Genomic DNA, 23,200 nt, shown 5'->3' with positions numbered 1-23,200 from the left:
CTATTGGCAAAGAAATGATATCAACCAACCCGATCAGCAGGTGCAACGAGTAGCTTAATTTACGCCAGATCCTGTCCAAGAGATGGGGAGTAGCTCAGTCCTCCTGACATCGGGATAAAACTATCCCAGTTGGTGGACCACTTCAGTGGGGGCACTCCACAACCGGTGGTCGGCTTCGGCACCGACGAACAGAAGGCTCGGATGCTGCCGCCTCTGATCCGCGGAGAGCACCGCTCCTGCTTCGGCGTAACCGAACCGGACGCCGGCCTTGATACCACGCATATCTCGACCTTTGCGCGCCGACGCGAAGACGGTGGGTATGTGGTCAACGGGCGCAAGGTCTGGACCTCGACCGCACAGCGCGCAGATCACATCCTGCTGGTGACCCGGACCACGCCCATCGAGGACTGCGAGCGACCGACCGACGGCATGTCAGTGTTCTACACCGATTTCGACCGCAGCAAGATCGACGTGCATGAAATTGCCAATATGGGCCGCAAGGCGGTCGACTCCAACGCCATCTTCATTGATGGGCTGGAGGTGCCCGAAGAGGACCGCATCGGCGCGGAAGGTGAGGGTTTCAAGGTCCTGCTCCACGGGCTGAATGCCGAGCGGATCATTGTCGCCGCGGCTGCGGTCGGGTTTGGGATGTACGTACTGGAAAAGGCGGCCGCCTATGCGCGCGAACGCGTCGTCTTCGGCCGTCCAATCGGCCAGAACCAGGCGATCCAGCATCCGCTGGCCTCGGTGTGGATGCGCCTTCAGGCGGCGGAACTGATGACCTACAAAGCCGCCACGCTTTACGATCAGGGCAAGCCCTGCGGGCTGGAGGCCAATACCGCGCGCAACCTCGCCGGCTCGGCGGCCTACGAAGCGGCATTCCGCGCGGTGCGCACCCACGGCGGCTTTGGCTTCGCGCAGGAATACCACGTCGAGCGTTACTTTCGCGAAAGCGTACTGAACTTCATCGCGCCGGTCAGCGAGGAGTTGATCCTCTCCTACGTGGCCGAGAAGGCATTGGGGATGCCCAAGTCCTACTGACTCTTCGCCCGTATCGCGATCACTCCGGGTCGTGCCCACCCTCGACGCTGACGAGCGCCGACGGTGGGGCGGCCAAGGCCCTTTTCAGAACGCGTTAAGCCCGGTCAGGTTGCGCCCGATGACCAGTTTTTGGATTTCGGTGGTGCCATCGGGAATCGGCATGACCTTTGCATTGCGGAAGTGCCGTTCAACGTCGAACTCTTTGGTGATGCCGTTGCCGCCGTGGATCTGCACCGCTTTGCCGGCGATTTCGACGGCCATTTCGGTTGCATACCATTTCGCCATCGAGGTCTGGGTGTCACAGCGCACGCCCAGGTCCAGAAGTTGCAGCCCGCGCTGGCACAACAGGCGCGCGGCATCCAGGTGCGTGGCCATGTCGGCCAGGTAGCCTTGAATCAACTGGTGCCCGCCAATCGGCTTGCCATGCTGCTCGCGTTCCTGGGCATATTTGACCGCACATTCCAATGCCGCCTGACCAATGCCGATGCTGGTCAGGCCAACAAACACACGCGCGCTCTCAAACAGTTTCAACGTCTGGAACAGGCCGCCGCCTGCATTACCCAGAACATGCTCGGCGGTGGTTTCCGCCCGGTCGAAAAACAATTCACAGGTCGATGCACCGACAAGTCCCATCTTGCGCAATTCGCGGCTCTCATAGTTGCCGGCCTCGCGGTCGACGATGACCATGGAAATACCGTCGTCCAGATTGCAGACAACGATGGCGAAATCCGACTGGGCCCCATTGGAAATCCAGAGCTTCTGGCCAGTGACGAAAATCTTATCGCCCTCTCGGTCCGCACGTGTCTTGACCTCGCGTACGTTCGAACCGACCTCTGGTTCGGAAATACAGGTGGCACAGATCCGTTCGCTGCGCAGGAGCGGCTTCAGATAGGCCTCTTTCTGCGCCACATTTCCCAAGAGGTTGACCGCGAACACGGCATGACCCTGAATCAGCACCGCGATTGCCAGATCGGCCCATATCCGGGCCAGTTCCTCGTATAGGATGCCATAGGTCATGCGGTCGATTCCGGCACCGCCTTCCTCTTCGGGGATCAGGCCGCTGATCAGCCCGAATTCCTCGACCTTGGCGAACAGGGACTTCAGGGTTTTCGCATCGGGGGGGTGGCCGAGGTTCTCGTATTTCTCGGCCAGCGGCGCGAACTCTGCCTCGGCCATCTTGCGGAAGTTTTCCAGCAACATGCGTTGCTCATCTGTATAGATTGCCTGAGCGGCGGCGATCACGTTTTCCATGGTTCGTCTCCTTGTTTCAACGGCCCAGAATGGTGACGCAGGCGGCCGCTTCTTCTACCCCGTGCAACCCCCCGCCGTTTTCGGCGATGGCATTCTTTGCCCCTTCGACCTGACGCGCGCCAGCTTCGCCGCGCAGTTGCGTGACCAGTTCGAAAACCTGCCCTATCCCTGTGGCACCGACCGGGTGGCCCTTGGATTCCAACCCGCCCGAGGGGTTCACCGGAATGCGTCCGCCGATCTTTGTCTCGCCGCGCAGACTGGCGGGACCGCCCTCGCCGAATTCGACAAATCCGAGGTTCTCGATCTGGATCACTTCGCCCACGGCCGTGGCGTCATGCACTTCGGCCACCGATATATCCTCGGGGCCGATCCCGGCCTGTTCATAGGCCTCAAGCGCGGCAAGCCGGGTCAGGTGGTTCTTGTAATCTTCCGGCGGACGATCGGTGCCCGAGCGCAGGATCGCGGCCTTGACCTTGATCGCGCGCGCGGGATCTAGGCCCAGACGTTTTATCCCCTCGCCGGTGCATAAAACGGCCGCAGCGGCCCCGTCCGAGATCGGGGCGCACATCGGCAGGGTCAGCGGATAGGTGATCGGCGGCGCGGCCAATACCTGATCGACGCTCATGGCTTCTCGGTATTGCGCCAGTGGATTATGCACGGAATGCGCATGGTTCTTGGCGGCGACGGCGGCGAACTGTTCCTGAGTTGTGCCAAAGGTCTTCATGTGAAGCCGGGCGAAGCCTGCGTAGACATCCATGAACACGCTGTAGGGCTTGGGCGATTTCGATCCTTCGGGTTCCTCGACCCCTGCACCCAGATCGGCCAGCCGTTGCGCGACCTCTTCGCTGTTGCTGACGTCCCAGCCGCTGTCGAAGGCCGAAAACATCAACGCACGGTCGTCAGAATACATCTTTTCGGCGCCCACGGCGAGACAGCAGTCGCCATTGCTGGCCTTGAGGAAATCGACTGCCAGTTTGAACCCGGTCGAGGCGCTGGCGCAGGCGTTTTCGACATTCACCACCGGAATGCCCTGAATGCCCATTTCACGCAGCGCGATTTCGCCGCGGATCATGTGCTGGCCCTCCATGTGGCCCTGCACCGCGTTCGAGAAGAATGCGCCGTCGATACGATCTGCCGTCACTCGGGCATCGGAAAGCGCGGCGGCGACGGCCTCGCCGGTCATGTCCTTGATGGTTTTGTCCCGGAACTTTCCGAACGGCGTCATCCCGACGCCAACGATGTAAATGTCCTGCATCGTTTGTCCTCCTGACCTAGTATCCGCGAAACTGCGGTTTTCGTTTTTCATTGAACGCCGACAGACCCTCGTGCATGTCCCAGGATCGCATGTGCGCGCGCAGGTTCAGCATCTCTTCGGAAAGCGCGGCGGTTTCGTCCACGTCCAGCGACCGATTGGCAACCGTCTTCATGCGGCGTAAGACCGCCGGGCTTTTTTCTGCCAGCCTGTCGGTAAAGGCCTGCACCGCTTGTCGCAGGTCTTCGTCCGCGATGACCTTGTTCACCAGTCCCCAGTCCATCATGTCCCGTGCCGAAACGTTCTCGCCCGAGAACAGCAGGTATTTCGCGCGGTTCAGGCCAATCCTACGCGGCAGGATCGCCGCACCGCCGGCCCCGGGAAAGACGCCAAAGTTGGAATGTGCGTCGCCCAGTTGCGCGCTTTCGGCGGCAAAGACCAGATCGCAGGCCATCACCATTTCCAAACCGCCCGCCATCGCCAGCCCGTTCACTGCGGCGATCACCGGTTTCGGGCCATGTCGCATCAGCCCAAACGTGTGATCGACAAGATCCAGAAGATCCGGCTCGCCTGGTGCATGTTTGGCGCCAGCAACTTCTTTCAGATCGGCACCGGCGCAGAATGCCCGGCCAGAGCCGGTCAGGACAATTGTACGCACCCCATCGTCGGCCAGCGCCGATTCCAGTGCTGCCGCCATCTCGCGCAGCATCTGCGTTGACATTGCGTTGAGCTGTTCGGTGCGCTGGAAGGTAATCCATTCAGTTTTTGCGACCCGCTCAACGAATAGCGTCTGCTTTGCTTCACTCATGCTAAGCTCCTGATAATTATACATATTATTGGTTTTTCGCCTTGTCTTTTGCGGCGATTTGCGCTGCACTCGGGCGGACCCGCACGTGGAAAACAAAAGAGCTGGAGATTGATATGAGCACTGCACCCCTGGCCGGCCTGAAAATTCTCAGCCTTGCCGAACAGTTTCCCGGTCCCTATGCCACAATGCTGTTGTCCGACATGGGAGCCGAGGTGATCATGATCGAACGACCGGGTGTCGGCGATCCGGCCCGGCAATTTCCGCCCTTGTTCCGGGCACTGAACCGAGGCAAGCGCAGCGTTGCGTTGGATCTGAAATCGGCCGAGGGGCTGGCACGGTTTCGCGAACTGGCCAAGGAATCGGATGTCATCGTCGAAGGGTTCCGCCCTGGCAAGCTTGCGGCCTTGGGTGCCGGTTTCGAGGACATGCGTAGTGTCAACTCGCGGCTGGTTTATGTATCGATTTCGGGTTACGGGCAGGACGGCCCCTATCGTGACAGGGCTGGCCATGACCTGAGCTATGAAGGGGTTGGCGGTTTGCTGGCCGATCAGGCCGATGCAAAGCAGCCCGGCCCTGTGCCGCCGATCCCCCTTGCGGATGTTGGCGCGGCGTTGTTCGCGGCGATCGCAATCCTGTCGGCGGTGGTGTCGAGCCAGCGCACAGGGCAGGGGCGTTACGTGGACGTGTCCATGTCGGATGCGGTGGTTTCGATGTTGACCGCATTCCTCGTTCCCGCCGCCAATGGAACACCGCTGGGCGATTTTATCGCCGAGCCGGGCTATGGCGTGTTCACCTGCAAAGACGGCAAGCTCTTGACCTTGTCCATCGCGCATGAGGACTGGTTCTGGAAACCGTTCTGCGATGTGATCAACAGGGCGGATCTTGCGCCGTTGACAGGCCGCGACCGTGTCGCCCGCAAGGCCGCGCTGCGCGAAGAAATCGCGGCGATTTTGGTCAACAAGACGCGCGCCGAATGGGGCGACCTTCTGGATAAGGCGGGGGTGCCATGGGGTCCGGTCAATTCCCTGGTCGAAACGTTGGACGACCCCCATGTGCGTGCGCGCCAGCTGCTGCGCAAGATTACGCATGACGGCGGCAAGGCCGAGACTTTTATTGTCCAGCCGTTGAAATTCGATGGTTTCGAAACCGCGATACCGGATCTGCCCCCCGAGCTCGGGGCAGATAATGACAGCGTTTTTTCGGACAGCTCCAACTAGAGGCGGCAGCCGTCCGATGGCGGCTCTAGCAGGCAAAAGAATACCCGCCATTCACCGGATAAGTTTGACCGGTGATCCAGCTGGCAGCATCCGAGCAGAGGAACAGGATCATTCCGGCGGGGTCTTCCGGCTCGCCCAGACGGCGGATCACGTATTGCGACAATGCCCGCTTCTCGGTCTCTGCATCCGGGATCAGGTCGGCGACAGCCGGAGTTCTTGTGCCCCCCAAGGCGACGCAATTCGCGGTGATCCCGAACCGGCCGCCGGCCTTTGCAATTGCCCGCATGAAGCCGGCCGCACCGGCCTTGGCCCCGGAATAAACCGCCAGATGCGGTTCACCGACACGGCCGGCGTCGGAAATGACGGTCACAATGCGCCCATAGCCACTGTTAACCATCAACGGCATGGCGTGACGGGTGCAGTTCAGCACCCCATCGAAATTGGTGGCCATCCAGCGGCGCCATTCGTCGGGATCGGATTCCCAAAAAGGGACCAGATCGTCGAGCCGCGATGTCGGCCCGGCGTTGCCCGCATTGTTGACCAGAATATCCACGCCGCCAAATGTGGTCTGCGTTTCGGCAAACGCCGCGCCAACCGCGTCGAAATCCGAGACGTCGAAGGCGAGCGGCAGAGCCTTTGCACCCGCTGCCTCCACTTCCGCGGCAACGCTTTCGGCCCGTTCGGCGTGAAAATCGTTGACAACGATGGCACCGGCTCCGTGTTCCGCCAGATAAAGCGCGGCTTGCCGACCAACGCCTTGCCCCGCTCCGGTTACAAATGCGGTACGACCTTTGATGGAAAGCAGGTTACTCATCTTCGTTCCTTTCTATCCCAGCCATCTCTTCCGGCGGCGATAGTGTTTGATATCTCGATAGCTTTTGCGCTCGCCCGATGCGGTGACGCCGAGATAGAATTCCTTGATGTCCTCGTTGTCAGCGAGCTTGTCGGCAGGGCCGTCCATCACGATCCGGCCGTTCTCCATCACATAGGCATAGTCGGCGATCGATAGCGCCGCGGCGCTGTTTTGTTCGACCAGGAAGAAGGTCGTGCCTTCTGACTTGAGCTGCTTGAGCACTTCATAAACATCCCGGATCATCATCGGGGCCAATCCCAACGACGGTTCGTCGATCGCGATGATCTTGGGGCTGGCCATCATGGCCCGGCCGATCAGCAGCAGTTGTTGTTCGCCACCAGACATGAAGCCAGAGGTGCGGTTGCGCAGGTCCGCAAGCCGGGGCATCAAGGTGTAAACATGGTCCAGGCGCTTTTTCAGCTCGGCGGAGTTGGGCACCATGTGCCCGCCGACGATCAGGTTTTGCTCTGACGTCAGATGCCGCAAAACGCGCCGCCCTTCCATCACATGGATGAGACCGTTCTTCACGACTTCCGAGGCTTCCATGTTCTGAATGGGAGTTCCGTCCAGAACGATGGACCCCGCCGAAACGGTTCCATCCTCGGATTTGAGCGTTCCCGAGATGGCTTTAAGCGTCGTGCTTTTTCCTGCGCCATTGCCACCGAGCAGAGCAACACATTGTCCCGCACGGACTGTCATGGACACGCCTTTGAGCGCCAGGATGACGTCGGAATATGTCACCTCTACGTTGTTGAGTTCCAGCATGGTCATATTGCCCGGGGCTAAGGATCAGAACGGGCGCCGCGACTGCGGCGCCCGGATTAATTCACCATTTCTCAACTTGCGGAACGTCGACACCCGTTGCCCCGATGGTGATTTTCCCATCTTTGACGGTGCCCACATTCACTTTGAGGCCTTCCAATGGGAACGGTGCTTCTGGCGTAAAGGACAAGGTCGGCAGGAACCCATGGGTTTCTTCGGTGGTGATCGGTTTGGCAAAAAGCGCCTCACGTACCATCTCTCCGGTCAGGCCCTCGGCGCCGTTCGCCTCGATCGCGTGATCGATCACGGTCACGGTATAGAGACCCTGAGATACGCCCATTGCGGTCACGACGTTCCAAGGTGCTTCGAGTCCGTAATCGGCAACCAATGTCTTGTAGAATTGTCGCGCGGGAGTGTCCTCATCGGCCGCAATCGCCATGCCGTAGGCTTCAAAGTCCCCCTCCATTTGCTCAAGCCCGCCAAGCGCGCCACCCGAGGCTGGAAGCCCGTTATGCGAACTCACCATGATCGGGATGTTCGCCCCGTTGGCCTGCAGCCCACGTTTCGCGGCAACCACGATAGAGGTGTTCGTTTGGATTACCAGCGCCTCGGCCCCGGCTCGTACAACGCGGCGCATTTGCCCCGTCAGATCGGTGGGTTGAACTTCGGTATAGATGACCTCGACGAGGTCGATCTCCTCGGGGTGCTCTTCGGCATAGAGTTCAAGGCCCTTTGCCATGTCGACATAGGCAGGCGATGCTTCGGAGGCGAGGATCGCAACCTTGAGCGGTTCGTCTCCTCCGCGCTGTTCACGCATCCAGTTCAGAAAGCCGACACTTTCGTGCGAATAGGTCGGGCGTGGGTTGAAAATCCAGGCATCCGGTTGCCAGGCAAAACCGTAGGCCGCTGTGGCCATGAACATCGGGATTTTGTCTTCCGGCAGGCGTTCGGAAAGGGCCGCGACGTCAGGCCCGCCGAGGCCGACAACCGCAATCGGGTCCAGTTCCGATTTGATCCCGGGCCAGAGACTTGCCACCTGTGCCGCGTCATAGCGGGTTTCGTAGTTTTTGTAGTTCAGCGTGACGCCAAGTTCCTTGCCGCGGGTTTCATTCCACCAGGTGAACACAGCTTCGCGTCCGCCTGCCAGGATGGGCATGATGTCAGCATAAGGGCCGGAAAAGTCCGACAGCAGGGCCAGATTATAGGTCTCTTCGGCCTGCGCCTTCAAAGGCATGGTCGCCGCGGCCGCCAAGGCAGCCGCTGCCAGTAAGCCGCGAAGACCTCGATTCGATTGGTAAGTCATATTCTTCCTCCCAGGTTTAGAGCCGCTCTATTTCTCAGTAAGGAAACGGCCAGATACGGTATGACGACTTCAGGATGTTCCAGCGATGCATCAGCCCCTTGGGTTCGAGGATCATAAACAATGCGATCACGCCGCCAAGAACGACATTCATGCCAGCGAACACGATGTCACCGCCAAGGAATGATACCGAGTCGGCGATATTGGGGCCGACCGTCGCGATAATTTCCTGGATGATGCGGATAATGAAGACGCCTATCAGGGCCCCCACGATTGAACCCATCCCGCCGACGATGATCATCGCGACGAAGAAGATCGAGTGAAACAGGGTGAACTGGTCTACCCCCACGAAGCGGATCAGATAGGCCCAAAGCGCCCCGCCGACGCCCGCATAGAAAGCGCCGATCAGGAAGGCATTTGCCTTTGTGGCCGCGACATTGATCCCCATTATACCCGCGGCCACGTCATCATCCCTGACCGCCACGAAGGCACGGCCGAAGCGTGACCGAACGATCCCGAACGCGCCCGCCACCATGATCGCGGTCACGGCGAAATTCAGATAGAACTGCGAAGATTCGCTGACAAATCGCTGCCCGAAAAGCTCGGCCGGGGGCACGGTGATACCGTTCGATCCACCCAGCCAGGTTGACGGCAGGTTCAATACGGCAAAGTGGAACAGGAACTGAGCTGCAATCGTGGTCAGTGCCAGATAGAACCCCTTGATCCGCGCCGCGGTCAAGCCAAAGAGAAAGGCGAACAGCGCAGCCGAGAGCCCGGCCAGAGGAATGGTCAGCAGAAACGTAAGGCCGGTCTTCGAGGCCAGTATCGAGGCCGTATAGGCGCCGACCCCCATGAACGCCGCCTGACCCAGGTTGATCTGGCCCGCATAGCCGGTGCAGATCTGAAGCCCGACGGCGATGACGGCGCTGATCATCATCATATTCAGGATAGCGATGATACGGCTGCTCACCAGGTAAGGCGCCAACAGCAGTAGAGCCATGAATACGACGAGGGCCAGAAACTGCCAGCGCGTTCGGATCAAACGTCTGTCACTGCGATAGCTTGTCGGGAATACGCCAGAAGGATCCATGGATTACACCCGTTCGATTGTGCGCCAGCCGAACAGGCCGGTCGGCCGGATCAGCAGAATGGCAAGCATTATGATATATGGAACGACACTGCCGAGCGAGCCACCGATCAACGGATCAAGGTAGTTGGTGGTCAAGCTCTGCGCGATGCCGATGATTATTCCTGCCAAGATAAGCCCGCCGATGGATTCCAGCCCGGCAAAGAGCGCCACCGGCAGGGCCGCGAACCCGATATCCGAGGCCAGGAAGGTCAGCGATTTGCCGCTGAGAAAGATCATCGCACCAATTGTGGACAGGATTGCCCCGAGAACCCAGGCAACGGCAATCGAGCCTTTCACCGAAATGCCCATCGAGGAAGCTACGACGTGGTCCTCCGCCACAGCGGTCATACGGAGGCCGGACCGGGTCCGGTTGAAGAACCACGACAGGCCGACGGCCGCGACAATGGTGATGATCCCACCTATCAGGAGGTTCATCGGGATCAACATATCGCCGAGGAACAAGGGTTTCAGCGGAAAAATGATCGGGAAGGGTCTTACCGCGGGACCGAACACAAGCAGCACCAAACCGCGCAGCAGGATCAAAAGGCCGACGGTGACCATGACCATCGAGAAAACCGATTCACCGATCAGCTTTGTCAGGAAAATCCGTTCGATTGCGTACCCGACCAGCCCGGCCAGAACCAGCGAAAGGGGTATCGACAACCAAAGGCTAAGCCCCGCTTGCATCGTTGTGAACCAGACGATGAACCCGCCGATGATCACAAGCTCGCCCTGCGCGAAGTTGAACACCTTGCTGGCGCGGTAAATCACAACAAAGCCCATGGCCACCAGCGAATACAGAAGGCCGATCAAAGCCCCGGTAATGATGTCATTGATGAAATAGACCATTGTCGCCGACCTCCTTTAAGATTTGGACTGCCGCTTGGCAGCCTTCGATGCGTTTTCAACATCCGACACGCGAACCGTGGTCTTGAGAACGCCTTGACGGCCGTCCTGATAGGTCACAGCGATTTCGAGATCTGTCTCGTCATCGCCAGCATAGATCGCCTCGACGAGCTTGGCATACCGTTCCTCCAGAAAGGCCCGGCGAAGCTTTCGGCTGCGGGTCAACTCGCCTTCATCCGGGTCGAGTTCCTTGGGAAAATTCGCAAAACGTGCCACGCGCGAGCCTTCGGCCAGGAGCGCATTGATGCGCGCCACTTCGCCTTTGATAAGGTCCAGAACTTCGGGTTTCTGCGAGAGATCGGTGTAGGTCGAAAAGCTGATCTTGTTCTCTTCCGCCCAACGCCCGAGAACTTCCATATCGATATTGATAAGCGCGCTGACGAAGCTCCGGGTTTCGTCGCCCAAGGTCATGAGATCCTTGATGAAGGGGCTATACCGCAACCGCGTTTCGATGAATTGCGGCGGATAGCTGTGCCCATTTGCCAGGCGGCGCATATCCTTGACACGGTCAAAGAACAAAAGCTCGCCGTCGTCGGTCATCGACACCGCGTCACCGGTCTTGTACCAACCGTCTTCGGTCAATTCCTCTGCGGTCTTTTCGGGCTTGCCGTGATAGCCACCGAAGCCCGATCCGCCACGCACCTGAAGCTCCCCTTCGTCCGAGACCCTGTATTCCAGCGGTTCGCCGTAGTTCGTGTTGCTTTGCATCCAGCTGCCGCTGGTTTCCAGCTGATAGCTTTCGCCGACATGCGCGGTCAGAAGGCCGATTTCGGTCGCGCCATACACGTTGCGCAGCTTAACCCCCATCGCGTGGAACATACGAAAGACGTCAGGTGCCATCAGGGCGCCGCCGCTCATTGCGTTTTTGGCCTTACCAAGGCCAAGATTGTCGCGCAGGTGATGCAGCACCAGAGCTTCGGCAAAGGGAAGCTGCAGGCGTGCGGCAAGGCTGGGGCTACGCCCCTCCAGCCGTTCCACATAAACGTCGTGGCCGACCTTCATACCCCAGTTGTACATCGCATTGCGGATTTTACCCGCCCCCAGCATCCGGGCCTGAACGATGGAGGCGAGATTTTCCCACTGGCGCGGGCTGAACACCAGTGCGTCGACCGCCAGTTCGCGAATGTTGGTCAGTACATCTTCAGGGCCTTCGGGGAAGTTGACGACCATGGGCGCGATCAAACCGATCGACAGGCCGAAAATCTGTTCCGTGACCCAGGCCGGCGAAATGTAGGTCAGGTATTCGGTGCCCGGCGCGATTTCGATTGCCCCCATCACCCGCGAGCAATTGTCGAACAGGTAGCGATGGCTGATGACAACGCCCTTGGGTTTTCCCGTGGTCCCCGAGGTATAGGACAGCAAGGCGGTATCGTCTGCCCGTCCACGTTTTACGTGTTCTTCAAATCTGGCGGGTTCCTTGGCGTGGATCTGACGCCCTGCCGCGCTCACACTTTCAAACGAATGCAACAGGGGATGATCATAGCCCCACAGACCGGAATCGTCCCAGTAAACGACCGCCAGGGCGCCCGAGTACTTGCCCGCAATCTCGATGCATTTATCGACCTGCTCCTGATCCTGCGCCAGAAAAATCCGCGTTTGCGAGTCTTCGGCCAGATACAGAATCTCTTCAGCGTTTTGATCCGGATAGACAGACAGGACTTTGCCGCCTAACGACTGGACGGCGTATTCAGCCCAGAAATGTTCGGGTTCGTTTTCGCCAATCATCATGACAGATTCGCCAGCCGACAAGCCCAGGTTCTCCAACCCGAGAGCCAGGGCGCGAACCCTGTCAAGAACATCGGCCCAGGTGAATTCACGCCAGATGCCCAGGCGCTTGTGCCGTTCGGCGAGGTTGGTCGGTGTGGATGTCGCTCGCGCGAGCAAAACCTGCGGCAGGGTTTCGATATGTGTCACTGCTGGGTCCGAAAAGACCATTGCTGTCCGTTGTTTGACCATGCCGCTACCCCAGATATGCCTTTATGACAGCCGGGTCCTTCTGGATTTCTTCCGGGGTGCCTTCGGCGATGACCCGCCCGAAATCCAGCACCACGATCCGGTCGGCAAGGTCCATCACGACGCCCATGTCGTGCTCCACCAGAACTACCGGAATCTTGCGCGCCTCGCGCACATCGAGAATGAAGCGCGCCAGGTCTTCTTTTTCCTCCGAGTTCATGCCGGCCATCGGTTCATCCATCAGCAGGATCGACGGTTCCTGCGCCAATGCACGGCCCAGATCGACACGCTTGCGCAACCCATACCCCAACGTGCCCACGGGCCGGTTGCGGATTGCCTCGATCTCGAGAAAATCGATGATCTCCTCTGCGGCTTCACGATGTTCCGATTCCTCGCGCATCACGGGACCGAACTGGAAAAAAGCCTGGACTACATTCGATTTCATCAGCATGTGGCGGCCGATCATAATGTTTTCCACCACCGTCTGCCCGGCAAAAAGATGGGTGCCCTGAAACGTCCGCGCCAGACCGCGCCGGGCGATCTGGTCAACACGCAGGCCGGTCACGTCCTGCCCGGACAATTCGACACGGCCCTTCTGCGGACGGTAGAAGCCCGCAGTCACGTTCAGAAGTGATGTTTTTCCGGCTCCGTTCGGTCCGATAATTGCAAGCAATTCATCGTCGGCCACAGAAATGCTCACATCGTCGAGCGCGGTCACACCGCCAAATTTCAAAGTTGCACCACGCACCGCAAGCGGTGAGGATACGTGCCCGTTATTCGTGGTCATGTTGCGGCCCGTGCTTTTGCCCCACACCTCATGGAGGCGCGCATAGCCTGACCGCACGGTTTTTCGTTGGTTACGAGTTTTCCTCGCATTGTTCCTCCTCCCACCTCTAAATTCAGAGGTTTGCCTGGTTTATTTACCAAGTCTCTCCGCGAAGCCTAACAGATGTTAGAAAAATTGGTCAACAACTGAATTCGCTACCGAAGAAGACCGATCAGACGGCCGCGTACTCTGCGGAAAAGCTTCGAAGACCTTTTTGATCCTGACACCAGACTGTCCCGGAGGTGCCGGTCCCTTCATTGTGCAGTTGCAATTCGCAGGGCAGGGTGAGTGGCGCGAGGCCACGGAACGAAAACCGGTGGGGCGATGTTTTCAACGCACCCGCCGCCAGATTCAGAAGCAGCGTGGCCTGCAATGGGCCATGCACAACAAGTCCGGAATAGGCTTCGGTTTCGGTGGCGTAGACGTAATCATAGTGAATGCGATGGGCATTGAACGTCAGCGCCGAATAGCGAAACAGAAGAACAGGATCCGGTGTCAGCGTCGATCTAAGCGTGTTGGGGTCACCCGCGTCAGCTGCGCTCTCGCCCGTGCGGGGGGTGGAAATCTCACGATAAACGATCGTTTGCTGCTCCCGGATAAAAAGCCGGTTGCCACTCAGATACTCATGTTCGACGGTCACAAAGACCAATGGTCCACTACGGCCCTGCTTGGCCACAATATTCCTGATCGAAGAGCGTCGGGTGATGATTTCGCCGATTTTCAGCGGCGCGATATGCGTAACATCGCCGCCAGCCCACATGCGGGCGGGCAGCGGAACAGGGGGCAGAAATCCACCCCTCGCGGCATGGCCGTCTTCTGACAGGGCGGTCGCTGGCACGGTATCAAGGGCAAGGCACCAATGAATTCCCAGCGGGACATCGCCCGCTCCGTCCCAAAGATGCGGACCGAGCGTGGCGCGGAATTTGTCGATCAGCCCGTGCGTCAGAACATCTTCCTTGGTCTCGGTGCGTCCCAGCCAGGGCGCCAGCGCGTCAAGGTCGATCTCACCCATAATCCTAGCCTTCAGAACGATCTTGGCATGCCGAGGATATGTTCTCCGACATATGACAGGATCAGGTTGGTCGAGATCGGGGCGACCTGATAGAGGCGCGCCTCGCGAAACTTGCGCTCAACATCGTACTCCCGTGCGAAACCGAAGCCGCCGTGGGTCTGGATGCAGGCATTGGCCGCTTCCCAGCTGGCTTCCGAAGCCAGCAGCTTGGCCATGTTCGCCTGTGCACCACAATCCAGTCCGGCATCGAACCGCCTGCAGGCTTCAAAGCGCATCAGATTGGCGGCCTCGATGTTCACATAGGACCTGGCGATAGGGAATTGCACACCTTGGTTCTGGCCGATGGGACGGTCAAAGACCACGCGGTCGCCGGCATAGGCGCGGGCCTTGTCAACGAACCAGTATCCATCACCGATGCATTCCGCCGCAATCAGGGTCCGTTCGGCGTTCAGCCCGTCAAGAATATGGTAAAACCCGCGCCCCTCGGTGCCGATCAGGTTCTCGGCGGGGATTTCCAGGTTGTCGAAAAACACTTCATTGGTTTCGTGGCCGGGCATGTTGGCGATGGGGCGGACCTCCATCCCGTTGCCGATTGCCTCTTTCAGATCGACCATAAAGATCGACAGGCCCTGCGACTTTTTCTTGACCTCGCTCAGCGGCGTAGTGCGGGCCAGCAAGATCATCAGGTCAGAATGCTGGATACGGCTGATCCAGACCTTCTGGCCATTGATCTCATACCGGTCACCCTTCTTGACTGCGATGGTCTTCAGTTTGGTGGTGTCGGTCCCGGTTGTCGGTTCGGTCACGGCCATGGATTGCAGGCGCAACGCGCCGCTGGCAATACCGGGCAGGTATGTCTGCTTTTGCTCATCCGAACCATGCCGCAGCAGCGTGCCCATGTTATACATCTGCCCGTGGCAATGGCCCGCGTTTCCGCCGCAGCGGTTCACCTCCTCCATGATGATCGAGGCTTCGGTCAACCCCAGACCCGAGCCACCGTATTCCTCTGGGATCATCGCGGCAAGCCAGCCCTCGCGGGTCAGCGCATCGACGAATTCCTCGGGGTAGGTTTCGTCTTCGCCGAACTTGCGATGATACTCTGGCGGAAACTGCGCGCAAAGTGCGCGCAAGGCGTCGCGCAGATCGGTGTGAGTGTCTGGGGCTGACGTCTGCATCGGTTACTTCGCTCCCGGACCCGACGTTTCAAGAATTTCCTGCTCGGCACGCTGCCAAAGCTCATAGGAAATCGGGTTTTCGCTCTCTTCGAGGATATGACCGACCAGACCGATGGCGCGTGCCATGACGCCAAAGCCCCGCACGATCTTCCAGGGGAAGCCAAATTCACAGCAGATCGCTCCGATCGCCCCGGTGGCGTTGATTGGCAGCATCTTACCCGATTTTTCTTCGGCAACGGCCTGAATTTTCTGGATCAACTCGATGTATTCACCGGACTTGCCGTTCTCGGCAGCGATCTGGAACAGGCGAGGTGCGCGCGGATCGACCGGCTTGTGCACCGGATGGCCCAGCCCCGGCACGATCATCTTGCGGGCGCGGAATTTTTCCACCGTCTCGACGGCCAGCGCATCCAGATCGACACCGGTGCCCAACTTGTCCTGTGGCAGTGCCTCGTAAAGCATCTTCGAGGCACCCTCCATAGAACCGACAAAGACGGTGCCCAGCCCGCACAAGCCAGCCGCCACAGCCGCCTGAAGCGATTCCGGCGCCCCCATATAGGTCATCCGCGCCGCCAGGGCCGAGGGCGTGATACCATGTTCGACCAAGGTAATGACGATGGCGTTAAAGACGCGGCTTTCCTCGGGCGTGGCCTTGCGACCCGTCAACTGCAGAAACGCCAGATCGCCGAGGTTCATGTGGCCCAGGATCTCGTTGGGCAGATCGAGCCCACGCACGCTGATCTTGTCAGAGGTGCTCCAGGCAATGTCGGAGCTGATTTTTTCTTTGCGTTTTCCCATCAAACCGGATCCCACGAAAAGACATCCGCCGAAACTTCGAGCGGCGTGAACTGTGATTTGAGCGCGGGAATGGCGCGCTCGGCGATTTCATCGGCGGTCCAGCCATCATCGGAATGAACCGACCGCACCGGGCGGGGCTGGTTGAACAGGAAGATCTCGTTCTTGCGAACCGCAAAGATTTGTCCTGACACGTCAGCCGCGCGGTCGCTCATCAGGAAACAGGCCATCGGTGCAACCTTGGCCGGTGTCATCTCCTTGATCTTTTCGACCCGTGCCACCTGTTCCGGGGTGTCTGTCTTGATCGACGAGATCATCCGGCTCCAGGCGAAGGGCGCGATGCAGTTTGACCGCACGTTCCAGCGTTTCAGGTCGAGCGCGACCGATTTCGAGAAGGCCGCAATGCCCAGCTTTGCCGCCGCGTAATTCGCCTGCGCCAGATTGCCGATCAGCCCCGAGGTCGAGGTCATGTGCACCAGAGCACCGCCCTCTTGTCCGCGGAAATAATCGGCCGCTGCACGGCTGGTGTTGAAGGCGCCATAGAGATGGACCTTCACAACCGCGTCGAAATCCTCGTAGGTCATTTTGTGGAAGAACCCGTCGCGCAGGATGCCGGCGTTGTTCACCACCGCGTCGATGCGGCCGAATTCCTTGACACCCGCCTCGATCATCGCGCGCGCGGCGTCCGGATCGCTGACGTTGCCGCCATCGGCGATCGCATCGCCGCCCGCCGCCTTGATCTCTTCGACGACTTTCTGCGCCGCAGTTTCTGTCTGACCGGTGCCTTTCAGGGATGCGCCCAGATCATTGACCACCACGGCGGCGCCTTCTGCGGCTGCCATCAAGGCGATATCACGCCCGATCCCACCGCCGGCCCCGGTGACCAGAACCACCTTTCCGTCAAGTGCTTTTGTCATCTTCTTGCTCCCTCAGCGTGACTTGCGGTATTTGTCCAACCCGCCGGTATGCATGACCCGGCCCATCAGCGGCACGCCGATGATTTCTTCGGCCTTGAGCGCCGCCGCGATCAGCTTGTCCAGATCAATGCCGGTTTCGATGCCCAGTTCGTGACATAGGAACACTGCATCCTCGGTGCAGACGTTGCCGGCGGCGCGGGCGTGGCCGTGGCCCGCGAAAGGACAGCCGCCAAGACCGGCGACCGAGCTTTCGAACATGTCCACGCCCATCGACAGGGCGGCATAAACGTTGGCGATCCCCAGCCCACGTGTGTCATGGATGTGCATACCGATGCGCGCCTCGGGCGCCAATTCGCGCAGGGCGCCGATCATGCGTTTGACCGCCTCGGGGTTTCCCCAGCCCATTGTGTCGGCGATCACAAGGATCGGCACGGGGATGTCCTCTTCCTCGCACAGCTGAAGAATGAAGCGGAAATCGTCCAAGATGCGTTCTTGGGGGATGGGGCCTTCGAGGTTGCAGCCGAAGGCAGTCATCACATAGGCCGCGTCGACCGTATATCCTTCTTCCTTGTAAAGACGGACCCAGTCACGTTGTTTTTCCCGCATCTCCGCCGAGGAACAATTGTTGTTCGATTGGGCGAATGCCTCGGAGGGATAGAACAGCAGACGCGGGTCGATATCGACGTCATGCGCGGTCAGGGCCTTGCGAAACCCTTTGTCGTTCAGCCACAGCGATGTGTAATTCACGCCCGGTTCGCGCTTGATACGCTGGAACAACTCGCCGGTGTCGGCCATTTGCGGCACGTATTTCGGGCTGACGAAACTGCCAACCTGAATGCGCTTCAGACCGGTTTCGCTGAGCATGTCGATCAGTTCGATCCGCTCTTCGATCGGATAAATCTTCTTTTCGATCTGAAAACCCTCACGCGGGCCTTCTTCGCGAAACTCGACGAATTTGGGAAAGTCGCTCATTTCATCACTCCTCGGATGGCAGAATCTCGGCGATGACTTGGCCACGATCGACCATGTCTCCATTCGAGACGGATATATTGCTGGCGATCCCGGCCGCGGCCGCCCGGATCGAGATTTCGAGTTTCATGGATTCCATGACCGCGACCACTTCGCCTTCGGCCACGCTCTGACCATCGGAGACCTTGATTTCGACAATCATTCCGGTCAGCGGAGAGGTCACGGCGCGATCCGCCGCGGCATCGCCGCCGGCAAAAGCAAGGGGCGCGGCGGGGCGGAAGACCAGGCGACCTTCGGGCGTGTCCAGTTCGATCACGCCCGCGTGCAGGCGCGCGTCGATCAGATGGACGGTGTCGCCTTCGCCGACACGCCAACGGCCCGGGGTCAGTTCACATGCCGACAGTGTCAGCGCCTCGCCGTTTTCCGAATGGACGGTGTACTTGGCGCCCGGTTTGACAGGGCCGATGCGCAGTTCTTCGGATACCTCGTCAGAATCGGTAAGCGTCACGCGCTGCCCCGCTTCAATCGCATCACCGCCCAGGCCAAGCCGCCAGCCGGTAAAGGCATCACGGTTGGTCCAGGGATTGGCGTTTGTGTCGCTGCGCGACTGGGTCACGAAGAGAATGGCAGCGGTCGCTTTCCACAGATCGGGGCGGGTCAGTCCGGGTGCTTGTGTCAGCTCATCCAGCCTGCCGTCGATCCAGCGGGTATGCACCTGCATCCGTTCGAATTCATGGTTTCGCGCCAGCGCCGTTAGAAAGGCGCGATTGGTCTCGACACCTTCGACCGCGACATGATCAAGCGCCGTGGCCAGACGTGCCAATGCGGTTTCCCGGTCGGGCGCGTGCACGATCAGCTTGGCGATCATCGGATCGTAATAGGGCGTGACGGCATCGCCTTCCTCGACGCCGCTGTCGATGCGCAGGCCCGATGGCAGGCTGAGCGTGGAGAGCGTGCCCGTCGACGGGGCGAATTGCATCGCCGGATCTTCGGCGTAAAGCCGCGCCTCGACCGCGTGGCCGTTGATCGTCAGATCGTCCTGCACCAGTCCAAGGCCCGCGCCTTCGGCAATCCGCAGGTGAAGCGCGACAAGGTCCAGCCCGGTGATCGCTTCGGTGACGGGATGTTCCACCTGAATGCGCGGGTTCACCTCAAGGAAGAAATACTCGTCCCCCGCGACCAGAAATTCGACCGTGCCCAGACCGCGATAGTCCAGCGTTTCACCAAGGCGCACCGCGTCGCGCGCGATGTCGTCCATAAGCGTCCGGGGCAGACCCCAGGCCGGGGCTTCCTCGATGACCTTCTGGTGGCGGCGCTGAAGCGTGCAATCGCGTTCGAACAGATGCACCACATGGCCCTTGCCGTCACCTGCGATCTGCACTTCAACATGGCGCGCCTCGGGCAGGAAACGCTCCAACAGCAGCCCTTCGGAGCCGAAGGTGGATTTTGCTTCGCGCAGCGCGCCTTCGATGTCCTCGACCAGCGTGGTTTCGTCGGTGACGAGCCGTTGCCCTCGCCCACCACCGCCGCCGACAGCCTTGAGCAGCACCGGCAGGCCCATTTGGCGCACCTCCTCGGCAATCTGCTCGGGATCGGACCGCGCACCTTCGGCGCCCGAAATCACCGGGACGCTGGCCGCCACGGCGGCCTCTTTGGCGCTGGCCTTGTCGCCGAAACGTTCAAGCGTTTCCGGCGTCGGCCCCATGAAGATCATGCCGGCGGCTTCGACCGCGCGGGCAAAATCGGGGTTTTCGGCCAGAAAGCCGTAACCGGGATGGATCGCATCCGCGCCCACCGATTGCGCAGCGGCAATCACCGCGTCGATTTTCAGATAGCTCTCGGATGCAGGCCCGGCACCGATACAGACAGATTTGCCGATCTCGCGGACATGCAGGGCATTGGCATCGGCCTGCGAATGCACGCCGACAGGGGTGATACCGCTGGCCCGCGCGGTGCGCGCGATCCGGCAGGCAATTTCGCCGCGGTTGGCGATCAGAAGCGTTTTGATTTTCACGGTTCGCTCCTCACATCCTGAACACGCCGAAGTTGGTATCGACCTTGGGTCTGCGCGATGTCACATCCAGCATCAGCGCCATGACGTCACGGGTCTCACAGGGCTCGATCACGCTGTCGATCCAAAGGTTGGAAGCAAAATTATAGGCTCCCTGAAAATCTTCGTATTCCTTGCGGATCGGTGCCTTGAAGGCTTCCTCCTCCTCGGGGGTCCAGCTTTTGCCTTCGCGTTCGTTGATCTGCGCGCGGACCTGAGCCAGCACGCTGGCGGCCTGTTCCGGCCCCATGATTGCCGACCGTCCCGTCGGCCAGGCGAACATTGCGTCCGGCTGGAACGGGCGGCCCAGCATCGCCAGGTATCCGGCCCCGTAAGAGCCACCGGTGATGATTGTGAATTTCGGCACCCGGGCCGAAGACATGGCCGTGATCATCTTGGCGCCAGCCTTGGCAATGCCCATCTGCTCGACCTCGCGGCCCACCATGAAGCCGTTCACATCGGCCAGGAACAGCAGCGGAATATCACGCTGGACGCAGAGATTGATGAAATGCGTCGCCTTCAGCGCGGCTTCGACGAAAAGCACGCCTGTATTGGCGATGATCCCGACCTCGTGGCCGTGGATGCGCCCCCAGCCGGTCATGATCGTGTCGCCATAAAGCGGCTTGAATTCGTGAAAATCGCTCTCATCGACCAACCGAGCCACGATTTCGCGGTTGTCGGTCGGCACCTTGGGATCGCGGCTGATGAGCCCATAAATCTCTTCGACCGGGTAGGCGGGCGCACGGGGCGTTTCGGGCGTCTTGCGGGGTTGGGGTTTTTCGCCAAGATGGCTGACAATTTCGCGCGTGATGGCCAGAGCGTGGGCGTCATCTTCGGCCAAATGGTCGGTCACACCGGAAACGGACGAATGCATCTTGCCGCCACCCAGTTCTTCGGCTTCGACCTTTTCGCCGGTTGCGGCAAAGGTCAATTCCGGTCCGCCCAGATACATAAAGCCCTGACCGCGCACGATCACCACTTCGTCACAGAGCGCGGGGATATAGGCACCACCCGCGGTGCAGGGCCCCATGACCACGGCGATTTGCGGCACACCATCGCCAGACATGCCGATCTGTTGGTGAAAGATGGAGCCGAACTGGCCTTCGTCGGGGAAAAGGTTGGCCTGGTCGGGCAGGAAGGCACCGCCGGAGTCCACGAGGGTGATGACGGGCAGCCGGTTTTTCCAGGCAATTTTCTGTGCCCGGACGTGTTTGCGGCAGGTGATCCCGAAATAGGTGCCGCCCTTTACGGTGGCATCATTGGCGATGATCATGCACTGACGGCCTTCGATCACGCCAATACCGGTAATGATGCCGGCGCCGGGTGGAACTCCCTTGTGCATATTCAGTCCGGCCAACTCGCCGAGTTCCAGAAATGGTGTGCCCGGGTCGATCAGCCGTTCGATCCGTTCGCGCGGCAGGATTTTGCCTTTGTCCACATGACGTTTGCGCGCCATTTCGGGGCCGCCGACGCGCTGTAAGAGCCGGAGGGCATGTAGTTCATCGACCTTTTCGCGGTAAGACACGTCGTTGGCGCGGAAGTCGTCCGACCCGCTGTCGAGAAGAGATTTCATTCTAGTCATGGCAGGTCTGGATATTTCCTGAGAACGAAGGCGACCTTAGCGGCGCCAGGTTTTTCGAAAGTGTCGGCCGCAACCAGGTGAACGTCGGCCTTGAAGACCAAGGAGTCGCGAAGCCGCTGCTCAATTTTCTTTTTGAGGGTGACGTCATCGGCCGGATCGCGATCGGGGCCCCGTTCGACAATCACTGTCAGCGCGCCCTGCGTGGTATGGCCCTCGAAATCGGCCACGATGCGCATGACGCCGTTGGTGTCCGGCACCATTTCGGTAATGATGCTGTTGATCGCCGACGGGAAGACATTGGCCCCGCGCACGATCAGCATGTCGTCGGTGCGGCCGGTGCAGCGGATCTTCGGTCCGGTGCGGCCGCAGGAGCATTCGGTATCGATCACTTCGATATAATCGCCTGACCGGAACCGCACGAGCGGGCTCGCCTGGCGGCCGAGCGCGGTATAGACCATCTCGCCTTCTGCGCCTTTTTTCCAGGGAATGATCCTGCCGCTCTCCGGGTCGAGCAGCTCGGTCAGGACATAATCCATGTTGACCATGTGCATACCCGACTGGGCGTCGCACTCGGCCCAGTATGTCACGCCCAGATCGGTGCCGCCCAGCATCTCGGTGCATTTCGCACCCCAGGCCTTTTCGATCTTTGCCCGAATTGCGGGAATTCCGCCGCCGGGTTCGCCGCCGACGATCACGCGCTCGATACCCAGTTCGCTGGCCTTGCAGCCAAGTACCTCGGGAGCCTTTTCGGCCAGGTGCAGCACAAAGTTCGGGGCGCCGACCACGCAACGCGGGCGGGTGTCGGCGCAGGCGCGCAGCAGCCGTTCCGCACCGCCATCGGCGCCCACCGGGACATCGATCGTGCCCATGTACTGCAATCCCTGCATCACGGGGATGCCGCCGACAAAGCCCTTGGCGAGCGAAAACGCGTGCAGCACCATGTCGCCCGGCCGCACGCCATTGGCAAAGAAACAGCGTGCCGTCATCTCGTGCCACATTTCGGCGTCGGATTCGGTCAGGGCCACATATGAGGGGCTGCCGGTCGTGCCCGACGATGCCTGCATTTGGATGATCTCGTACATGGGCGCGGCGCGGTGTTTGCCGAACGGCGGATCGGCGGCCAGGCTTTCGCGGATCTCGGTCTTGTAGGTATAGGGCAGTTTCTGCAGGTCTTCGATGGTGCGGATATCGTCGAATTCCACACCGGCTTTCGCGAACTTCTCCTGATAGAAAGTCGAGTTTGCCTTGAGATAGGCCATCTGATCGCGCAGTCGCTCTTCCTGAATACGGCGCACCTCGTCGAGCGGCGTGCCCTCGATCGCGTGCCAGAAGCGATCATTTACCTTGTCGGCGGCATCTTCCCGCCGGAAGCGCATTCCAAATTGCATGTCGTTCTCCGTTC

The 23,200-nt window shown here is 59.9% G+C and carries 20 protein-coding genes; 2 read left to right on the top strand and 18 right to left on the bottom strand.

Going from position 1 to position 23,200, the window contains the following annotated elements; all coding sequences use genetic code 11:
- Nucleotides 1-132 precede the first annotated feature (132 nt).
- Nucleotides 133-1,041 carry an acyl-CoA dehydrogenase family protein gene (locus IEV87_RS20640; RefSeq protein WP_229737746.1) on the top strand — a complete coding sequence of 303 codons (909 nt, stop codon included), beginning with the start codon at nt 133-135 and terminating at the stop codon, nt 1,039-1,041.
- Between the two features lie 84 nt (nt 1,042-1,125).
- Here the strand turns inward: IEV87_RS20640 and IEV87_RS20635 are convergent, their stop codons facing one another.
- Genes IEV87_RS20635 through IEV87_RS20625 form a run of 3 tightly spaced genes read right to left on the bottom strand, consistent with a single transcriptional unit; the run spans nt 1,126 to nt 4,352 of the window.
- Entirely contained in the window at nt 1,126-2,292 is a 1,167-nt protein-coding gene (locus IEV87_RS20635; protein WP_043753698.1) for an acyl-CoA dehydrogenase family protein, read from the bottom strand.
- 16 nt (nt 2,293-2,308) lie between these two features.
- Nucleotides 2,309-3,547: a thiolase family protein gene (locus IEV87_RS20630; protein ID WP_043753696.1), complete on the bottom strand. Its 1,239-nt coding sequence runs from the start codon at nt 3,545-3,547 to the stop codon at nt 2,309-2,311.
- 16 nt (nt 3,548-3,563) lie between these two features.
- Nucleotides 3,564-4,352 carry an enoyl-CoA hydratase/isomerase family protein gene (locus tag IEV87_RS20625; RefSeq protein WP_028288592.1) on the bottom strand — a complete coding sequence of 263 codons (789 nt, stop codon included), beginning with the start codon at nt 4,350-4,352 and terminating at the stop codon, nt 3,564-3,566.
- Between the two features lie 113 nt (nt 4,353-4,465).
- Between IEV87_RS20625 and IEV87_RS20620 the strand changes: the two genes are divergently transcribed.
- Entirely contained in the window at nt 4,466-5,569 is a 1,104-nt protein-coding gene (locus tag IEV87_RS20620; protein WP_043753694.1) for a CaiB/BaiF CoA transferase family protein, read from the top strand.
- A gap of 25 nt (nt 5,570-5,594) precedes the next feature.
- Here the strand turns inward: IEV87_RS20620 and IEV87_RS20615 are convergent, their stop codons facing one another.
- The 15 genes from IEV87_RS20615 to IEV87_RS20545 all read right to left on the bottom strand — a co-directional run bounded on the left by IEV87_RS20615 (nt 5,595) and on the right by IEV87_RS20545 (nt 23,186).
- The gene (locus IEV87_RS20615) at nt 5,595-6,383 is read right to left on the bottom strand and encodes an SDR family NAD(P)-dependent oxidoreductase (protein ID WP_043753691.1); all 789 of its coding nucleotides are present in this window, start codon (nt 6,381-6,383) and stop codon (nt 5,595-5,597) included.
- A 12-nt stretch (nt 6,384-6,395) separates the two neighbouring features.
- Nucleotides 6,396-7,187 (bottom strand): ABC transporter ATP-binding protein, encoded by a 792-nt coding sequence (locus tag IEV87_RS20610; RefSeq protein WP_028288589.1) that lies wholly within the window; start codon nt 7,185-7,187, stop codon nt 6,396-6,398.
- Nucleotides 7,188-7,248: 61 nt separating this feature from the next.
- A complete protein-coding gene (locus tag IEV87_RS20605; RefSeq protein WP_048534155.1) occupies nt 7,249-8,487 on the bottom strand; it encodes an ABC transporter substrate-binding protein in 1,239 nt (412 codons plus the stop codon).
- 34 nt (nt 8,488-8,521) lie between these two features.
- Nucleotides 8,522-9,574, bottom strand: a complete 1,053-nt coding sequence (locus IEV87_RS20600) for a branched-chain amino acid ABC transporter permease (protein ID WP_188479607.1) — start codon at nt 9,572-9,574, stop codon at nt 8,522-8,524.
- A gap of 3 nt (nt 9,575-9,577) precedes the next feature.
- Nucleotides 9,578-10,462, bottom strand: coding sequence for a branched-chain amino acid ABC transporter permease (locus IEV87_RS20595; protein WP_028288586.1), 885 nt, complete (start codon nt 10,460-10,462; stop codon nt 9,578-9,580).
- A gap of 15 nt (nt 10,463-10,477) precedes the next feature.
- A complete protein-coding gene (locus IEV87_RS20590) occupies nt 10,478-12,433 on the bottom strand; it encodes an AMP-binding protein (RefSeq protein ID WP_229737743.1) in 1,956 nt (651 codons plus the stop codon).
- A gap of 46 nt (nt 12,434-12,479) precedes the next feature.
- Nucleotides 12,480-13,259 carry an ABC transporter ATP-binding protein gene (locus IEV87_RS20585; RefSeq protein WP_028288584.1) on the bottom strand — a complete coding sequence of 260 codons (780 nt, stop codon included), beginning with the start codon at nt 13,257-13,259 and terminating at the stop codon, nt 12,480-12,482.
- 211 nt (nt 13,260-13,470) lie between these two features.
- The gene (locus IEV87_RS20580) at nt 13,471-14,310 is read right to left on the bottom strand and encodes an FAS1-like dehydratase domain-containing protein (protein WP_043753682.1); all 840 of its coding nucleotides are present in this window, start codon (nt 14,308-14,310) and stop codon (nt 13,471-13,473) included.
- An 11-nt stretch (nt 14,311-14,321) separates the two neighbouring features.
- A complete protein-coding gene (locus tag IEV87_RS20575; protein WP_028288582.1) occupies nt 14,322-15,485 on the bottom strand; it encodes an acyl-CoA dehydrogenase family protein in 1,164 nt (387 codons plus the stop codon).
- 3 nt (nt 15,486-15,488) lie between these two features.
- Nucleotides 15,489-16,283, bottom strand: a complete 795-nt coding sequence (locus tag IEV87_RS20570) for a citryl-CoA lyase (RefSeq protein ID WP_043753679.1) — start codon at nt 16,281-16,283, stop codon at nt 15,489-15,491.
- Nucleotides 16,283-17,197 carry an SDR family NAD(P)-dependent oxidoreductase gene (locus IEV87_RS20565; RefSeq protein ID WP_043753676.1) on the bottom strand — a complete coding sequence of 305 codons (915 nt, stop codon included), beginning with the start codon at nt 17,195-17,197 and terminating at the stop codon, nt 16,283-16,285. Before IEV87_RS20565 ends, IEV87_RS20570 begins: the two co-directional genes overlap by 1 nt.
- Nucleotides 17,198-17,209: 12 nt before the next feature.
- On the bottom strand, nt 17,210-18,169 hold the full coding sequence (locus tag IEV87_RS20560) for a hydroxymethylglutaryl-CoA lyase (protein ID WP_043753673.1): 960 nt from the start codon (nt 18,167-18,169) through the stop codon (nt 17,210-17,212).
- Nucleotides 18,170-18,173: 4 nt separating this feature from the next.
- Nucleotides 18,174-20,180 carry an acetyl/propionyl/methylcrotonyl-CoA carboxylase subunit alpha gene (locus IEV87_RS20555; protein WP_043753670.1) on the bottom strand — a complete coding sequence of 669 codons (2,007 nt, stop codon included), beginning with the start codon at nt 20,178-20,180 and terminating at the stop codon, nt 18,174-18,176.
- 10 nt (nt 20,181-20,190) lie between these two features.
- A complete protein-coding gene (locus IEV87_RS20550; RefSeq protein ID WP_028288577.1) occupies nt 20,191-21,798 on the bottom strand; it encodes an acyl-CoA carboxylase subunit beta in 1,608 nt (535 codons plus the stop codon).
- Entirely contained in the window at nt 21,795-23,186 is a 1,392-nt protein-coding gene (locus IEV87_RS20545) for a phenylacetate--CoA ligase family protein (protein WP_043753667.1), read from the bottom strand. Before IEV87_RS20545 ends, IEV87_RS20550 begins: the two co-directional genes overlap by 4 nt.
- Nucleotides 23,187-23,200: the final 14 nt, after the last annotated feature.

Origin of the sequence: Primorskyibacter flagellatus, from assembly GCF_014638275.1 — a bacterium.
GTDB classification, from domain to species: Bacteria; Pseudomonadota; Alphaproteobacteria; order Rhodobacterales; family Rhodobacteraceae; genus Pseudooceanicola; species Pseudooceanicola flagellatus_A.
Note: the sequence above shows the minus strand (reverse complement) of the source record. Positions and strands in the feature narration are given on the sequence as shown.

What these genes read in the sequence shown, in the direction of transcription:
- IEV87_RS20635 (WP_043753698.1), bottom strand. Translation starts at nt 2,292, where the DNA reads ATGGAAAACGTGATCGCCGCCGCTCAGGCAATCTATACAGATGAGCAA.
- IEV87_RS20630 (WP_043753696.1), bottom strand. Translation starts at nt 3,547, where the DNA reads ATGCAGGACATTTACATCGTTGGCGTCGGGATGACGCCGTTCGGAAAG.
- IEV87_RS20625 (WP_028288592.1), bottom strand. Translation starts at nt 4,352, where the DNA reads ATGAGTGAAGCAAAGCAGACGCTATTCGTTGAGCGGGTCGCAAAAACT.
- IEV87_RS20620 (WP_043753694.1), top strand. Translation starts at nt 4,466, where the DNA reads ATGAGCACTGCACCCCTGGCCGGCCTGAAAATTCTCAGCCTTGCCGAA.
- IEV87_RS20615 (WP_043753691.1), bottom strand. Translation starts at nt 6,383, where the DNA reads ATGAGTAACCTGCTTTCCATCAAAGGTCGTACCGCATTTGTAACCGGA.
- IEV87_RS20610 (WP_028288589.1), bottom strand. Translation starts at nt 7,187, where the DNA reads ATGCTGGAACTCAACAACGTAGAGGTGACATATTCCGACGTCATCCTG.
- IEV87_RS20605 (WP_048534155.1), bottom strand. Translation starts at nt 8,487, where the DNA reads ATGACTTACCAATCGAATCGAGGTCTTCGCGGCTTACTGGCAGCGGCT.
- IEV87_RS20600 (WP_188479607.1), bottom strand. Translation starts at nt 9,574, where the DNA reads ATGGATCCTTCTGGCGTATTCCCGACAAGCTATCGCAGTGACAGACGT.
- IEV87_RS20595 (WP_028288586.1), bottom strand. Translation starts at nt 10,462, where the DNA reads ATGGTCTATTTCATCAATGACATCATTACCGGGGCTTTGATCGGCCTT.
- IEV87_RS20585 (WP_028288584.1), bottom strand. Translation starts at nt 13,259, where the DNA reads ATGACCACGAATAACGGGCACGTATCCTCACCGCTTGCGGTGCGTGGT.
- IEV87_RS20580 (WP_043753682.1), bottom strand. Translation starts at nt 14,310, where the DNA reads ATGGGTGAGATCGACCTTGACGCGCTGGCGCCCTGGCTGGGACGCACC.
- IEV87_RS20575 (WP_028288582.1), bottom strand. Translation starts at nt 15,485, where the DNA reads ATGCAGACGTCAGCCCCAGACACTCACACCGATCTGCGCGACGCCTTG.
- IEV87_RS20570 (WP_043753679.1), bottom strand. Translation starts at nt 16,283, where the DNA reads ATGGGAAAACGCAAAGAAAAAATCAGCTCCGACATTGCCTGGAGCACC.
- IEV87_RS20565 (WP_043753676.1), bottom strand. Translation starts at nt 17,197, where the DNA reads ATGACAAAAGCACTTGACGGAAAGGTGGTTCTGGTCACCGGGGCCGGC.
- IEV87_RS20560 (WP_043753673.1), bottom strand. Translation starts at nt 18,169, where the DNA reads ATGAGCGACTTTCCCAAATTCGTCGAGTTTCGCGAAGAAGGCCCGCGT.
- IEV87_RS20550 (WP_028288577.1), bottom strand. Translation starts at nt 21,798, where the DNA reads ATGACTAGAATGAAATCTCTTCTCGACAGCGGGTCGGACGACTTCCGC.
- IEV87_RS20545 (WP_043753667.1), bottom strand. Translation starts at nt 23,186, where the DNA reads ATGCAATTTGGAATGCGCTTCCGGCGGGAAGATGCCGCCGACAAGGTA.